The sequence below is a fragment of the Microbacterium sp. MPR-TSA4 genome (genome assembly GCF_058792815.1).
Map to the genome: position 1 here is coordinate 175,682 of NZ_JBXAFF010000002.1, position 14,502 is coordinate 190,183.

The 14,502-nt window shown below is 71.4% G+C and carries 13 protein-coding genes and 1 tRNA gene; 7 read left to right on the forward strand and 7 right to left on the reverse strand.

Annotation, left to right across the window (positions count from 1 at the left end; translation table 11 throughout):
* The first annotated feature begins 15 nt into the window (after nt 1–15).
* Both AC1Q49_RS02145 and AC1Q49_RS02150 read left to right on the forward strand, forming a co-directional pair.
* Nucleotides 16–579 carry an RNA polymerase sigma factor gene (locus AC1Q49_RS02145; protein WP_191008491.1) on the forward strand — a complete coding sequence of 188 codons (564 nt, stop codon included), beginning with the start codon at nt 16–18 and terminating at the stop codon, nt 577–579.
* Entirely contained in the window at nt 576–1,706 is a 1,131-nt protein-coding gene (locus AC1Q49_RS02150) for a DUF4349 domain-containing protein (protein ID WP_492490799.1), read from the forward strand. The genes AC1Q49_RS02145 and AC1Q49_RS02150 overlap by 4 nt, the downstream gene beginning before the upstream one ends.
* A 77-nt stretch (nt 1,707–1,783) precedes the next feature.
* On the opposite strand, the gene AC1Q49_RS02155 is transcribed toward AC1Q49_RS02150, so the two are convergent.
* Nucleotides 1,784–1,859: transfer RNA gene (locus AC1Q49_RS02155), tRNA-Glu, on the reverse strand.
* Between the two features lie 121 nt (nt 1,860–1,980).
* Here AC1Q49_RS02155 and AC1Q49_RS02160 point away from each other — a divergent pair.
* Nucleotides 1,981–2,619, forward strand: coding sequence for an MBL fold metallo-hydrolase (locus AC1Q49_RS02160; protein WP_492490800.1), 639 nt, complete (start codon nt 1,981–1,983; stop codon nt 2,617–2,619).
* A gap of 72 nt (nt 2,620–2,691) precedes the next feature.
* Here the strand turns inward: AC1Q49_RS02160 and AC1Q49_RS02165 are convergent, their stop codons facing one another.
* From AC1Q49_RS02165 to AC1Q49_RS02185, 5 genes are all read right to left on the reverse strand, one after another.
* Entirely contained in the window at nt 2,692–2,964 is a 273-nt protein-coding gene (locus AC1Q49_RS02165; RefSeq protein ID WP_060958450.1) for an HPr family phosphocarrier protein, read from the reverse strand.
* A gap of 40 nt (nt 2,965–3,004) precedes the next feature.
* A complete protein-coding gene (locus AC1Q49_RS02170) occupies nt 3,005–5,044 on the reverse strand; it encodes a PTS fructose transporter subunit IIABC (protein WP_101306216.1) in 2,040 nt (679 codons plus the stop codon).
* Nucleotides 5,045–5,083: 39 nt separating this feature from the next.
* Nucleotides 5,084–6,031, reverse strand: a complete 948-nt coding sequence (locus tag AC1Q49_RS02175; RefSeq protein WP_492490801.1) for a 1-phosphofructokinase family hexose kinase — start codon at nt 6,029–6,031, stop codon at nt 5,084–5,086.
* Nucleotides 6,028–6,810, reverse strand: coding sequence for a DeoR/GlpR family DNA-binding transcription regulator (locus tag AC1Q49_RS02180; RefSeq protein ID WP_061781810.1), 783 nt, complete (start codon nt 6,808–6,810; stop codon nt 6,028–6,030). Before AC1Q49_RS02180 ends, AC1Q49_RS02175 begins: the two co-directional genes overlap by 4 nt.
* A gap of 157 nt (nt 6,811–6,967) precedes the next feature.
* Nucleotides 6,968–7,741 (reverse strand): hypothetical protein, encoded by a 774-nt coding sequence (locus tag AC1Q49_RS02185; RefSeq protein WP_060958446.1) that lies wholly within the window; start codon nt 7,739–7,741, stop codon nt 6,968–6,970.
* 135 nt (nt 7,742–7,876) lie between these two features.
* Here AC1Q49_RS02185 and AC1Q49_RS02190 point away from each other — a divergent pair, with 135 nt between their 5' ends.
* The 4 genes from AC1Q49_RS02190 to AC1Q49_RS02205 all read left to right on the forward strand — a co-directional run bounded on the left by AC1Q49_RS02190 (nt 7,877) and on the right by AC1Q49_RS02205 (nt 14,044).
* Nucleotides 7,877–9,916: a DUF262 domain-containing protein gene (locus AC1Q49_RS02190; protein ID WP_492490802.1), complete on the forward strand. Its 2,040-nt coding sequence runs from the start codon at nt 7,877–7,879 to the stop codon at nt 9,914–9,916.
* A gap of 116 nt (nt 9,917–10,032) precedes the next feature.
* Nucleotides 10,033–11,472 (forward strand): bifunctional phosphatase PAP2/diacylglycerol kinase family protein, encoded by a 1,440-nt coding sequence (locus tag AC1Q49_RS02195; RefSeq protein WP_223849523.1) that lies wholly within the window; start codon nt 10,033–10,035, stop codon nt 11,470–11,472.
* 99 nt (nt 11,473–11,571) lie between these two features.
* A complete protein-coding gene (locus AC1Q49_RS02200) occupies nt 11,572–13,239 on the forward strand; it encodes a serine hydrolase (protein ID WP_492490803.1) in 1,668 nt (555 codons plus the stop codon).
* Between the two features lie 79 nt (nt 13,240–13,318).
* Complete coding sequence (locus AC1Q49_RS02205) at nt 13,319–14,044, forward strand: PBS lyase heat domain-containing protein repeat-containing protein (protein ID WP_101306211.1); 726 nt, start codon at nt 13,319–13,321, stop codon at nt 14,042–14,044.
* 125 nt (nt 14,045–14,169) lie between these two features.
* Here AC1Q49_RS02205 and AC1Q49_RS02210 read toward each other — a convergent pair whose 3' ends face one another.
* Entirely contained in the window at nt 14,170–14,397 is a 228-nt protein-coding gene (locus AC1Q49_RS02210) for a hypothetical protein (protein WP_060958434.1), read from the reverse strand.
* Nucleotides 14,398–14,502 lie beyond the last annotated feature (105 nt).

The window sequence follows — 14,502 nt, forward strand, 5'->3', positions numbered from 1 at the left end:
GACGATGAGGACACGATGACCCAGGACACCGGCACGCGCACCGATGCCGAGCTCGTCGCGGAGGCCGCCGCCGGCAGCGAGCTCGCCTTCCGGACGCTCTACCGCGCCTATGCGCGGCCCGTCTATTGGATCGCGCACGGCCTGGTCGGCACGGCGCAGGATGCCGAGGACGTGACCCAGGAGACGTTCCTGGCCGCGTGGCGCAAGCTCCGGGAACTGGAGCTGCACAGCGCGTCGCTGCTCCCCTGGCTCGTCACGGTCTGCCGATTCCAAGCGGCGAACCGTGTGCGCCGCCAGCACCGCGACCGCGCGCATCTCGGAGCGCCCGTCGACGAATCCGTGCCGGACGGCGTCGACATCGAACGTCAGGTGATCGACGCCGACCTCGCCGATCGGATCGCGGCGGAGGTCGCCACCTTCAGCGAGCTCGACCAGAGCATCTTCCGTCTGTGCGCCGCCGAGGGCTACGGCTACCAGGCGGCGGCCGAGCACCTCGGCGTCACGCACGGTGTCGTCCGCAATCGTCTCTCCCGCATCCGCAGCTCACTGCGCACCACCATCGCATCGGAGGGGTCATGACCACCGCACACACCGCACTGCCCGAGCTCGGCGACAATCGCGTGGAGGCGATCGAGCACGCGCTCTTCGCACGCATCGCGGACGAACGTCGCGCGCAGTGGGAGCGCAGCGAACGCGAACGGATCCGCGCCGTCCGGCGCGGCCGCATCTGGATGGGCGGGGCGGCGGCCGCCGCCGTCGTGGCGGTCGCGGCGATCATGGCACCGTCGATCGCGGGAACCCTGCAGGGCACGTCCGGGACGGCGTCCGCCGCCCTTCCCGCGGTGATCGCACCGGGCGGGAGCACCGCCGAGCTCGGGCTGACCGACGGACGGGCCGGGGATGCCGCGGCCGGCGGCATGAGCGGAGCCGGCGTGGCGGCCGACGCCTCCACCGGGAGCGCGGGACGCGAGATCGCGACGACCGCCTCGGCGACCGTCGAGGTCGCGGACGCCGCTGCCGCGGCCGAGGGCATCGCGGCGGCAGCCGTCGCCGCGGGCGGCTACGTCGAATCCCAGAGCACCGGCGCCGGAGCGCCCGTCGACGTCATGTCGGGAACGGGAGTCGTCATGCCGATGCCGTCGGGCGCGTGGATCACCGTCCGCATCCCCGCCGACCGCCTCTCCGAGACGGTCGCGGGACTGTCCGCCTACGGGACGGTGACCTCGTCGCAGACCGACCGGCGCGACGTGACCACGGAGGCCGTCGACCTGCGCGCCCGGGTCTCCGCCCTCGAGTCCTCCGTCGCACGCCTCACGGAGCTGATGCAGCAGTCGTCGTCGACCGCCGATCTGATCGCGGCGGAGTCCGCGCTGTCGGAGCGTCAGTCCGAGCTGGAGTCCCTCCGACAGCAGCTGACCTGGGTGCAGTCCCAGGTCGAGATGTCGACGCTGAGCGTCTCGCTCGTCACGCCCGCCCCCGCCGTCACCGCCGATCCGGCGGGATTCGGCGACGGCGTCGCGGCCGGCTGGAACGGTCTCGTCGCGACTCTCAACGGCCTGGTCATCGCGATCGGGTTCCTGCTCCCCTGGCTCGGCCTGATCGCGTTCGCCGCCCTGATCGTGTGGGGTGCGCGCCGGGTCGTCCGCCGTCGTCGGGCCCGCACCCGCGCGCCCGAGACCGTTGACGAGGCCGGTCCCGCAGCCTGACCCACCTCGGGGTCTGTCGCGTCGCGACAGACCCGCAGACGACAGAAGCCCGGTCCGTGTGGACCGGGCTTCTGCGGTGGTGACCCCAGCGGGATTCGAACCCGCGTTACCGCCGTGAGAGGGCGGCGTACTAGGCCGCTATACGATGGGGCCGTACCTTTTCGCTGCGTAAGCAACCGTTCGATTATGCCATGGCGAACGACCCCTCGCCAAATCGAGGCCCGGATGCGCGTCCGGCTTGCCCGGATCGCGGGACAGGCGTTGACTGAGCGACATGCGCGTCACCAAACACGAACACGCTTGCCTGCGCCTCGAGCGCGAAGGAAGCCAGCTGATCATCGACCCCGGAACCTTCACTCTTCCGCTGCAGGATCTGGCCGGGACGGTGGGCGTCGTGCTCACCCATGAGCACCCCGACCACTGGACGCCCGAGCACCTCCGTCGCATCCGTGAGCACGCGCCCGACGTGCCGATCTACGGGCCGCAGGGTGTCGCGGATGCGGCCGCGGAGTTCGGCGTCACCGTCGTCGCTCCGGGCGACAGCGTGAGCGCCGGCCCGTTCGCGCTGCGCTTCTTCGGCGGGCGGCACGCCGTCATCCACGAGTCGATCCCCGTCATCGACAACGTCGGCGTGCTCGTCGACGACGAGCTCTACTACCCCGGCGACTCCTACGCGGTCCCCGAAGGGGTCGAGGTCCGGCTCCTCGCCGCGCCGGTGGGCGCGCCGTGGCTGAAGATCGGCGAGGCGATCGACTTCGTCCTCGCCGTGCGGCCCGAGCACGCCTTCGCGACGCACGACATGACGCTCTCGCGCATCGGACTCGACATGCACCGCGAACGTCTGCAGTGGGCGGCCGAACAGGGCGGGGGTCGGTTCAGCCCGCTCGACCCGGGCGACGCCATCGATCTCTGAGGCCCCGAACGCCGGATGCCGCGACCCCCGGAGAGCATCCGGGGGTCGCGGCATCCGTGGATCCGTGTCCGATCAGGCCTCGGCGTCGTGGTCCGTCTCGAGGAACGCGACGAGCGTGTCGAGGGCCGCCTCGGCGCCCTCGCCCTCCGCCTTGAGCGTGACGACGGTGCCCTGCGTGGCGCCCAGCCCCATCAGCGTGAGGATGCTGCCGGCGTTGAGGTCAGGACCGCCCTCGACCGCGATCGTCACGGGGACGCCGGTCTGCTGGACCGCCTGCACGAAGAGCTTCGCGGGGCGCGCGTGCAGACCCGAGCTGCTGGCGACGGTGGCCTGGCGTTCTGCCATGGGATCCTCCTTGGATCGTGTTGGGATATCTCCATCGAGACTAGGCGTTCACGGCCTCGGGAGAAACCGAGGACGCACCGGGAATACCCTCGTTCACGGCCGATCCACGGCGTGCGAAGCGCTTCAGCGCGACGACGGTGAATGCCGAGACGACCGTTCCCGCGGCGATGGCGAGCAGCCAGAGCCAGAAGTTGTCGATCGCGAAGAAGACGAAGATGCCGCCGTGGGGCGCCTTGCTCGTGACGGCGAACGCCATCGAGAGCGCACCGGTCACCGCGCCGCCGAGCATCATCGCCGGGATCACCCGGAAGATGTCGGCCGCCGCGAACGGGATCGCACCCTCGGAGATGAACGCAGCGCCGAGCAGCCAGGCCGCCTTGCCGTTCTCGCGCTCCGGCTCGGTGAAGAGCTTGCGGTCGATGACGGTGGATGCCAGGGCCATCGCCAGCGGCGGGACCATGCCCGCAGCCATGACGGCCGCCATGATCTGCAGGTAGCGCTCGTCGCCCGCGATGCCCGCGGCAAGGTTGCCGGTCGCGAAGGCGTAGGCCACCTTGTTGACCGGACCGCCGAGGTCGAAGCACATCATCAGGCCGAGGATGATGCCGAGGATGATCACGCCGGCGCCGGTGAGGCCCGACAGCCAGTCGTTGAGGGCCTTGGTGAGCCAGGCGATCGGACCGCCGAGCACCAGCAGCATGAGACCGGAGGCGAAGATCGAACCCAGCAGCGGGATGATCACGACCGGCATGAGACCGCGCAGCCAGCGCGGCACGTCGAGGCCGTTCAGCCAGCGGGCGGCGACACCGGCGAGCAGACCACCGACGATGCCGCCGAGGAAGCCCGCGCCCATGAAGCCCGCGACGGCACCGGCGACGAAACCGGGGGCGATACCCGGCCGGTCGGCCATGCCGTACGCGATGTAACCGGCGAGGGCCGGCACCAGGAAGCCGAACGACAGCGCGCCGATCTTGAACAGCACGGCGCCGAGGTAGACGATCAGCGAGGTGTCGCCGAGGTTCCACAGCGTCGACGCGCCGAGGATCTTGTCCGCGTTGAACGCGATCTCATAGCCGCCCAGCAGGAAGCCGAGGGCGATGAGCAGACCGCCGCCGGCGACGAAGGGGATCATGTAGCTGACGCCGGTCAGCAGCGCGCGCTTGATGCTCGCGCCGTACGACTCCCCCGCGCCCGACGTGGCGGTGGATGCCGCCGCGGCCGATCCGCTGACGCGGGTCGCGTTCGGGTTCTTCGCAGCGGCGATGGCCTCGGCCACCAGCTGACCGGGCGCCTCGATGCCGCGCTTGACGCTGGCGCGGACGACGGGCTTGCCGGCGAAGCGCTGCGGCTCGCGCACGTCCACGTCGACGGCGAAGATGACGGCGTCGGCGGCCTCGATGATCTTCGGGTCGAGCGCCTTGTATCCGCTCGATCCCTGCGGCTCCACGATGAGGTCGACGCCGTCCTTGCCGCCCTGCGCGGTGAGGGCGTCGGCCGCCATGAAGGTGTGGGCGATGCCGGTCGCGCACGCCGTGACCGCCACGATCCGGGCGGGGCGTCCGTCGATCAGGTGCGCGCTGTCCGCGCTCGCCGTCGCGGCGGGCGCCGTCGACGCTGCCGGAGCAGCGGTGCCCGACACGGCCGCGGTCACGAGGGCGACGACGTCCTCCGGCCGTTCGGCCGCGCGCAGTCCCGCGGTGAAGTCCTCGCGCATGAAGCTGCGCGCGAGCTGCGACAGCACGGCGAGGTGCTCCTCGGCCGCCGTGTCCGGGGCGGCGATGAGGAAGACGAGGTCGGCCGGACCGTCCTCCGCGCCGAAGTCGATGCCCGGCTTCAGACGGGCGAAGGCGAGCGTCGCCTCGCGCACCGCGGCGCTCTTGGCGTGCGGGATCGCGATGCCGCCGGGCAGACCGGTCTCGTCGGTCTGCTCGCGCTTCCAGGCGTCGGCGGCGAGGGCTGCGGCATCGCTCGCCCTCCCCGTCGCCGCCACGCGCGCGGCGAGGGCGTCGATGACGGCCCGCTTGTCGGTGCCGAGCGACGCGTCAAGGCTGACGAGCGCCGGCGTGATGATCTCTGACACGGTGACCTCCAGTGGTCGAGTGGGTTCAGGATGGGGTTTTCAGGGGGCGAGAGGGCTCACCGGCACGTCGCCGGGGAGCAGATCGGCGGGCGTCGGGGCCTGCGTTCCGGGCAGCGCGGCCGCCGCGGACCCGTAGCGGATGCCGCTGCGCACCCGCTCGTCGGGAGCGGCTCCCGCGACGTCGGCGAGGAGGAAGCCCGCCAGCGAGCTGTCTCCGGCACCGACGGTGCTGCGTACCCGCGTCGGCGGCGGCGTGCCGAACCAGGCTCCGTCGGCCGTCACGAGGACCGCGCCGTCGCCACCCAGCGTGACGAAGGCGGCGCCCACCCGCTCGGGCACGAGCTGCGAGGCGACGGCGCGGACGGCCTCCGCCAGCGGCAGCGCCGGGTCGAGGGGGACGCCGGCGAGCTCCACGAGTTCCTCGTCGTTGGGCTTGATGAGATCGGGCGCTCCGCGCTCGACGACGGCCCGCAGGGCGGCCCCCGACGTGTCCACGGCGATGCGCGGCGCTTCGGAGCCGGTCGCGCGGACGGCGGTGATCACGTCGACGTAGAAGTCGTCGGGCAGTCCGGGTGGCAGCGACCCCGCCAGCACCAGCCATCGCGCACCCGCCGACGCCTGCACCGTCGCGGCGATGAGCGTCGCGGCATCCGCGTCGCTGCGCGTCACACCGGGCAGGTTCACCTTCGTGGTCACGCCGTCGTGGTCGGTCAGCGTGAGGTTCGCCCGCGCGGTTCCGGGCAGGGGCACGGCGACGACCGGCACGCGCGCCGAGCGGAGCACGGATGCGAACGGGTCGTCGGCGTCGAGCGGGAGGACCGCGGTGCTGGGCACACCCGACCCGGTCAGCACACGGGTGACGTTGATGCCCTTCCCCCCGGCATCCTCGCGGACGGCGACGGCGGACTGCACCTCGCCGACGCGCAGGGCCTCGGCGAGGGTCACCGTCCGGTCGAGCGACGGGTTCGCGGTGAGCGTGACGATCATGCTGTCCACACCTCCACATCGGCGTCGTCGAGGGCGGCGACGAGGTCGGCGGGCGGCGGCGCATCGGTGACGAGGATGTCGAGATCGGCGAGCCGGCCGAAGGAGACGAGCAGCTCCCCGTCGAACTTCTCGGCGTCGGCGAGCACCACGATGCGGCGCGCCGAGGCGATGATGGCGCGCTTGACTGCGGCCTCGTCGGGATCGGGTGTGCTCAGTCCGAAGGTGGCGGACAGGCCGTTGGTGCCGATGAAGGCGAGGTCGGGGCGCAGCCGGGAGATCGCATCGACCGTCTGGGCGCCCACGGCCGCCGCGGTCAGCCCGCGCACGCGGCCGCCGATGGCGGTGAGGTTGAGCCCGGGCGCTCCGGCCAGCAGGTGCGCCACCGTCATCGAGTGGGTGACGACCTCGAGCGGATGCCCGGTGACCGGGCGCTGGGCGAGCAGTCCGGCGACGGCGGCCGTCGTCGTCCCCGCGTCGATGTAGATGGATCCGTCGCCATCGGCGCCGATGGCCTCCAGGGCCCGCTCCGCGATCGCGCGCTTCGCGTCGCTGCGGCGCTGCGTGCGCTCCACGAAGGAGGTCTCGACCGTGCTGACCCGGGTGCGGGCCACGGCCCCGCCGTGCACGCGACGCACGATTCCCGCCGTCTCGAGCTGGTCGAGATCGCGGCGGACGGTCTCGGTGGTCACGCCGAAGCGGCGCGCCAGGTCGACGACGGCGACGCGTCCGTCTGTGCTGACCAGATGCTCGATGAGCTGCTGTCGCTCCGTTGCGTACACGTATCCTCCTTGAATATCCACACGGTACAACACAACCACAGATATAACAACAGTCTGCTCCGTGGAAAACCACACGAGGGCCACGGACGACGAAGGGCCCCGATCCGAAGATCGGGGCCCTTCGTGCGGACGGGACGTCCGCGGTGGATGCCGAGGCTCAGGCCTCGCTCATCACCGTGACCTCCTGCTGGCCGCGGGCGGCCAGGGCGGCGGCACGGGCGGCGATGCGGCGCTCCTGCTCGATCTGCCCGGCATCCAGCGTCTCCTGGTCGACCGGGTAGCTGTCCACCTTGTTCACCCCGTTGTACTTGGCGATGTAGGCGTCGAGCTCGGGGCCCGACTCCCACGAGGTGATGAGGCAGTAGCGCGGCTCGTCGCCGTAGTGGGCGGCGGCGTGCCAGAGGCGCTGGGTGTCGACGATGAGCTGCGCGCCCGCGGGCAGGGCGATGCGGGTCTCCTCGCTCGGATCGGTGCGGTTCTCCCGCAGCACGAAGTAGCTCGTCTTGTCGTCGGTGAGGTTGAAGAAGCCGCGCACGACCCAGCCGGTGCCGTCCGGGTTCAGACGGTTGTTGTCGTCCTGGTGCAGGTTGTAGAGGCAGTCGGCATACGTGTTCGGCTGCAGCTCGATGATGCGGCAGCGGCCGACGTTCGCCCCCGGCTCCTGCGCACGCGCGGTGAGCGTCGGTGCGATGGCGGTCTGCGCGTCGATCCAGACGCCGTCCTTGTCGGTGCGCGGCGGCTTGTGGTTCCAGAAGCCGTTGCACTCGATCTCGCCCTTGGCGGAGGCCAACGGGGCGAACCGGGTGTCGCCCGAGGACTTCCAGTCGACGTACTCGACGTCGAGCCACTCCTTCGGGTCGATCTCCTTGTTGTAGCGGTCGAGGACGACGTAACCGGTCTCCTCGAGGGCCGCGCTCTTGATGTAACCCATGACGGATCCAACCTTTCTGCCGGACAAGCGAAGTTTTTACAGGCCCGGCCGAGGCAAGCCTACCGAGCGGTCCCGGGAACGCGATTAGACTCGACGGCGGTCATCGAGAGCGAGCGCGGAGGCGACACGGAGAACATGAGCACCGGCACGAACCTCGCCCCCTCGGTCTCCGCGTCCCACGTCTCCGCGACCGCCGTTGCCACGATCGCGTGGCTCTCGGCATCCGACACCACCATCGTCGTTCCGGTCTACCAGCGGCAGTACCGCTGGGACATCGGCGGCTGCGAGCAGCTCCTCGGCGATGTGCGCGCGGTGGCGGATGCGGGCGCCGGCCACACGCACTTCATCGGCTCGATCCTCTCGACCGCCTCGGTCTCCGACGACGATGACGCCCATCTGGTCCTCATCGACGGACAGCAGCGCATCACGACGCTCATGCTGCTGGTCGCCGCCCTGCACCACACCCTGCGTGACGACGACCCGGAGCTGGCCGCCGAGCTCGAGCGGGTGCTCGTCCGCGACGACGATCCCGCACGGACGAAACTCCGGCCGCATCGCGCCTGGGCGGAGGTCTTCGAGAGCGTCGTGCGCGACCGTCGGACGCCCGACGATGAGACGCGCGTGTCGCGTTTCGACGACAACTACGCGTTCTTCCGCAGCCAGATCCGTCCCGACGAGGCCGCCCACATCTGGCGGGGCCTCCAACGCCTCGAGCACGTCGCGATCACCCTCGGGCCCGAGGCGAACGCGCAGCAGACCTTCGAGAGCCTCAACTCGACGGGCGAACCGCTGCGCGACCACGAGCTGATCCACAACTACGTGCTGATGGGCCTCTCCCACGCCCAGCAGAGCGAGATCGAGGACCACTACTGGGTTCCGATCGAGGAGAACACCGGCGAGCAGATCGGCGACTTCTGGCGGCACTACCTCGTCATGCTCACCGGCCGCGAGGTCACCGTGGCCGGCGAGCGGGGCGTCTACGACACCTTCCGCGCCGAGTTCCCACACCTCGACCTGGCGACGCTGCGCGAGCGCGCCGCGCAGTGGCGCGACTACTCCGCGCTCTACGCCACCCTCCTCGACCCGGCGCGCGTCGCCGACGTCGCGATCGGGCAGCAGCTGGCCCTGCTCAACACCTTCGGCCGTGGCATGTATCCGCTCGCCCTGCGCCTGCTCCACGAGCATCGCTCCGGACAGCTCCCGACCTCGGAGCTGATCACGTCGCTCGAGCAGCTGCAGTCGCTGCTGATGCGCCGCACCGTCGTCGGGGTGACCACCGACCGGCTCGTCGCTCGCCTCTGCCGCGCCGCGGCGCTCTCGCGCGACGACCTGGTCCGGGCGATCGCGCGGATCACGCCCTCCGACGAGCGCACCCGCGTGGGTCTGAAGTTCAGCGCGCTCCCCCACCCGGCCTACGTGCTGGGGCGGCTCGCGGGCGACATCGACACGGCGCCGCTGGATCTCGAGCACATCGTGCCGCTCGCACCGTCCGACGAGTGGTCGCCCGACGGCTCGCGCCGCTGGGCCGAGCTCTCCGACGACGAGCAGAACAGCTTCCGTGCGCTGGCCCAGACCCTGGGAAACCTGACGCTGCTCGAACGGGAGCTCTTCGACCGCGCGTTCGACGCCTCGTTCCCGCAGAAGCGGAACGCCTACCGCGACAGCGCGCTCGCCGTCACGCAGGCCGTCGCGGACGCCGAGGCGTGGTCGACCGCGGCGATCGCGGCGCGCACGCAAGAGCTGACCGACCTCTTCCTGAGCGTCTGGAAGCGTCCCGCCGTCGTCTCCATCGACGACGACAACCTCACTCCCATCCTCGACGCCCGCAAGCGCCGCGGATGGCCTCGGGGCTGGCAGCGCGAGTTCGACTACGTCGAGTTCCGCGGCGAGCACTGGGAGGTTCCCGACATCCGCTACCTCTTCAACCGCATCTTCAAACGGTTGTGGGCGGACTCGCGACAGAGCGTGATCGACTTCAGCGCACGCCGCGGCGGCCCGGTCTACCCGGCCAAGGCGTGGAACGGCCAGTGGGATGAGCTGGGCGACGGCCAGTACCTCTACATGGGGTGGGACTCCAAGTACATGCTCACGGCGGTGCAGGGCGTGCTCGACGAGGCCGGCTGGGCCTCCGAGGTGTTCGTCAAGTACTCCTACATCGGCAATGCGATGAACTGATCGGAGCGATCATGGCCCGGCGTCGACCACCGTCCGCTCGCACACGCGCCTCCCGAGACGACGGGGGCGACACGCGGCGATGGCGCTCCGTCCGGCGCCAAGTGGACGCGCTCGACGTGGCCACCTTCACCGCGATCGCCGGCACGCGCAGCCCGATCCTCGACGGGGCGATGCCGCCGCTCACGCGGGCCGCCGACCGCTCCGTGCTCTGGATGGGGGTGGCGGCGCTCCTCGCGGCCACCGGTCGGCCCCGGGCGCGCCGGGCCGCGGTGCGCGGCCTCGCCGCGATCGGGCTCACCAGCCTCCTCGCCAACCAGGTGTCCAAGCGTCTGCACCGCCGCCCGCGGCCGGCCATCACGCAGGTGCCGGTGCAGCGGCTGGCCCACCGCATCCCCGCCTCGACGTCGTTTCCGAGCGGCCACTCGGCCAGCGCGATGGCGTTCGCCGCGGCGGCATCCGCCGAGTCCCCGATCTTGACCGTGCCGCTGCGCATGCTGGCGGGCCTCGTCGGCTTCTCGCGGGTCGCCACCGGAGCGCACTACCCGTCGGACGTCGCGGCGGGTTTCGCGCTCGGCGAGGCGGTCGCCTGGCTGACGACGCGGATCGTGCCGGTGGAGCGCGTGGACCCGCTGCAGGACGCGCTCGCGGTGCACGCGGGCACGCCGCGGCCGGACGGCGCGGGCATCGCGCTCGTCATCAACCCTCGATCGGGCTCGGGGCGCGCGGCGCGCATCCTCCCGGTGGTGCGCCGCACGCTGCCGGCGCTGCGGATCGTCGAGCTGGGTGCGGACGACGACTACGCCGAGGTGATCCGCCGCACCGCGCAGGAGTGCGAGGTCCTCGCGGTCGCCGGCGGCGACGGCACGGTGCAGCAGGCCGCGGCCGCCGCCCACGAGAACGGCATCCCGCTGGCGGTTCTGCCGGCGGGCACCTTCAACCACTTCGCGAAGGACCTCGGGATGTACCCGCTGTCGGCTGCCATCGACGCCGTCCGGGCCGGCACTGTCGCGAAGGTCGATCTCGGCGAGGTGAACGGCAGGATCTTCGTCAACACCGCCAGCGTCGGCGCGTACACCGATTTCGTCGCGATCCGCGAGCGGTACGAGCACCGCATCGGCAAGCCTCTCGCTGCCCTCGTCGCGGCGGTGCGGACGCTGGGACGGGCCCGCGCCGTGCGCGTGCGCGTCCGCGACCTCGACGGTCGCGCCGTCGACGCGCGGTTCAGCCTGCTCTTCCTCGGCAACGGCCGGTACGAGCCGCGCGGGTTCGCCCCCGTCCACCGCGCGACGCTCGACGACGCGCGGCTGGATCTGCGCGTGCTCGGTGTGTCGCGTCGCGGCTCCCGCGCGCGCGTGGTCCTCGACCTGTTCACGGGGCGGATCTCGCGCAACCGCCGCTACCAGGAGTTCTCGGATGCCGAGTTCGATCTCGAACTGCTCGACGGGCCCTACCGGATCGCCCGCGACGGGGAGCTCGGCGAAGAGGTCGATCACCTCTCCGCGCGCGTCCTCCCGCGCGCCCTCACCGTGATCGCGCCCGCCTCGGCGTCGCGCTGATCGGCGCAGCGGCGCCGGCCGACGCTGGACCGCACGGTCGCGGTCGCCCTATCCTCGACACGAGCGGGACGTCGGCGTGCCGCATGAGGGGGCACGAGGATGGCTTCGACCATGGCGGATGCGCGGCGCCGACCGAGACTTCTAACGACGACGGTGACGGCGACGGCCGTGGGGCTGGCCCTCTCCGGCTGCGCGTGGAGCTCCCCGCCCGAGCCGGCGCCCACGGTCGCCGTGACCACGGGGACCTTCCCGAATCACGACGTCGTCGCGCTGTACACCGATCGTGAGAGCGCCGTCGCCGCCGCCCTCACGGCTCTGCCCGGCCAGATCGACGACGCACTGCGTCGATCGAAGGTTCCGGGGCTCGCCGTCGCGGTCGTCTCGCACGATGCCGTGCTGTACGAGGGCGGGTTCGGCGTGCGCGACGTGTCCACCGGCGTCAATGTCGACACCGACACCGTGTTCGAGCTGGCATCGCTGTCGAAGCCGCTGTCGGCCACGATCGTCGCCAAGGCCATGACCGAGAACCCCGAGCTCTCGTGGTCCACGCCGGTGCGCACCTTCATGCCCGACTTCGCGCTCGATGACACGTACGTCACCCAGAACGCCACGATCGGCGACTTCTTCGCCCACCGCACCGGCATCCCCACCGGCGGCGGAGACGACCTCGAGGACCTCGGCTTCGACCGCGACTACATCCTCGACCACCTCCGTGAGATCCCCCTGCAGCCGTTCCGTTCGACCTATCAGTACTCGAACTTCGGTCTGACGGCCGGCGCGCAGGCCGTCGCGGCCTCCCGCGGTCAGACGTGGGAACAGACGGCGCAGGAGCTGCTGTTCACGCCCTTGGGCATGACGTCGACGAGTATGAGCCACGCCGACTACCTCGCTGCCGACGACCGCGCCGTGCTGCACGCACGGATCGGCGACGACGATTTCCAGCCGCTGTTCGACCGCGACGCGGATGCCGAGGCGCCCGCGGGCGGCGCATCCTCGACCGTCGGCGACCTGGCGACGTGGATGCAGCTGCTGCTGTCCGACGGGCAGCGAGGCGGTTCCGCCTTCATCGCCACAGGGCCGCTGAACGAGGCGCTGTCGGCGCAGATCGTCAGCTCCCACCCGGGCGATCTGGATCAACGACCCGGTCACTACGGCTTCGGCATCAACGTGGGCTCCGGCGCCGGCGGCCGTGTCACGCTCAGCCACTCGGGTGCCTTCGGCCTCGGCGCCGCGACCGCCGCGACCCTCGTCCCCGATCTCGACCTCGGCATCGTCGTCCTCACCAACGGCGCCCCCGTCGGCCTTCCCGAAGCGGTCGTGCAGACGTTCCTCGACGAGGTCATGTACGGGCACTCCACCCGCGACTGGGTGGACACGATGCACGGCTTCTTCGCGTCCTACAACGCGCCGTCCGGCGACCTGGCCGGCATGCAGGCACCGGCGGATGCCGCGGCATCCGGGCCCGTCGCCGACTACACCGGAACGTACGTCAGTCCGTATTTCGGCACCCTGACGGTGACCTCGGCGGGCACCGGCCTCCGCGGCTCGCTCGGACCGAAGGGCGAGACCGCGTTCGACATCACGCCGTGGGACGGCGACACGATGGCGTACGTCCCCACGGGCGAGAACGCGTTGCCGGGCTCCCTCTCGTCGGTCGTCTTCACCCGCGCGGACGGACGGGTGACCTCCGTGACCCTCACCTTCCTCAACCGCTATGCGCAGATCCCGACGCCGTCGGGGTTGGGGGTCTTCACGAGGTCGGGCTGAGATCGGACATCGGCGCGAGTGGAATTGACCCGGCACGCGACGCGGCGACGGCAGTGCCCGGCGCGATAGCGTCGCACGCATGACGAGCGTGCCGGCGTGGATCGCCCAGCTGTCAGGAATGGACCCGCTCAGCTGGGCCGCGTTCCTCGATGCCCATTCCGGGTTGCCCGGTCCGCGCGCGGATCTCGCACTCGTCGACGCGGCGGCGCGCACCGCCGACGCAGCCGTCATCGACGCGCTCCTTCGAGATGGACGCGAATACCCCGTCATGTGCGCCGCCGCAGCGCTCGGCCGACGGGCGGGCGAACCGCGTGACGCCCACCATGCGCGCGCTCTCGCCGCCGACGACCGGTGGCGTGTACGCGAGGGCGTGGCGATCGGACTGCAGCTGCTCGGCGACGACTCCCCCGCGATCCTCAGGGCGCTGGTCGCGGACTGGGTCGACGACCCCGACCCGCTCGTGCAGCGCGCCGCCGTCGCCGCGATCTGCGAGCCGCGACTGCTGCGGACACCGGACACCGCCCGCGCCGGGTTGGCGGCGTGCGCGCGTGCGACCGCCCACCTCGCCGCGGCGGACACCTCCCACCGCAGGCAGGACGGGGCGCGCACCCTGCGGCAGGCGCTCGGCTACTGCTGGAGCGTCGCCATCGCCGCCGACCCCGTCCGAGGGCTCCCCGTCTTCGCAGCCCTCGACGAGAGCGATCCCGATGTCGCGTGGATCATCCGCGAGAACCGCAAGAAGAAGCGTCTCGCGACGCTCCTGTCTGCCCCGGCGGCGCGGACCGCGACCGACGGCGCGGGCTGACACGATCGCTCGGGAACGTCCGGATGGCGCCACCAATGCTCGGCGCGGAGTACCGACTCCACGATGGAGCGCACCCCGCGGGCCGGAGACCCGAGAACGCGCCAGAGAAGAAGTCGCGGATCGCGCTAGACGATCCCGCCGATCATGGCGTCGCGACGCAGCTGCGCGTGCGTCGCATGGAACCGACCATCGGCCGTCCACCACGCCTCGTGACCCGCGGCATCCGGATGCTGCTCGACGACGGCCGGCCAGTGCGCCTTGATGTCCTTGAGGTAGTAGCGGATCTCACCGCCGACCGTGCGCTTGACCACCTTGTCCGACGACTCGAGCTGCTCCTGCGTGGGTTCGGTCATGCGGTCAGCATAGGCTCGGCGATCGCCGTTGGCGAGGGTGTGCGGCTGCCGCGGCGCCTCGCATGCCGTGGTGGGCCGATCAGCTCAGTGCGGATGCCTGCCGGA

Excerpts from the sequence above, each read along its gene's own strand:
- AC1Q49_RS02145 (WP_191008491.1), top strand. The coding sequence starts at position 16 with ATGACCCAGGACACCGGCACGCGCACCGATGCCGAGCTCGTCGCGGAG.
- AC1Q49_RS02150 (WP_492490799.1), top strand. The coding sequence starts at position 576 with ATGACCACCGCACACACCGCACTGCCCGAGCTCGGCGACAATCGCGTG.
- AC1Q49_RS02160 (WP_492490800.1), top strand. The coding sequence starts at position 1,981 with ATGCGCGTCACCAAACACGAACACGCTTGCCTGCGCCTCGAGCGCGAA.
- AC1Q49_RS02165 (WP_060958450.1), bottom strand. The coding sequence starts at position 2,964 with ATGGCAGAACGCCAGGCCACCGTCGCCAGCAGCTCGGGTCTGCACGCG.
- AC1Q49_RS02175 (WP_492490801.1), bottom strand. The coding sequence starts at position 6,031 with ATGATCGTCACGCTCACCGCGAACCCGTCGCTCGACCGGACGGTGACC.
- AC1Q49_RS02185 (WP_060958446.1), bottom strand. The coding sequence starts at position 7,741 with ATGGGTTACATCAAGAGCGCGGCCCTCGAGGAGACCGGTTACGTCGTC.
- AC1Q49_RS02190 (WP_492490802.1), top strand. The coding sequence starts at position 7,877 with ATGAGCACCGGCACGAACCTCGCCCCCTCGGTCTCCGCGTCCCACGTC.
- AC1Q49_RS02200 (WP_492490803.1), top strand. The coding sequence starts at position 11,572 with ATGGCTTCGACCATGGCGGATGCGCGGCGCCGACCGAGACTTCTAACG.
- AC1Q49_RS02205 (WP_101306211.1), top strand. The coding sequence starts at position 13,319 with ATGACGAGCGTGCCGGCGTGGATCGCCCAGCTGTCAGGAATGGACCCG.
- AC1Q49_RS02210 (WP_060958434.1), bottom strand. The coding sequence starts at position 14,397 with ATGACCGAACCCACGCAGGAGCAGCTCGAGTCGTCGGACAAGGTGGTC.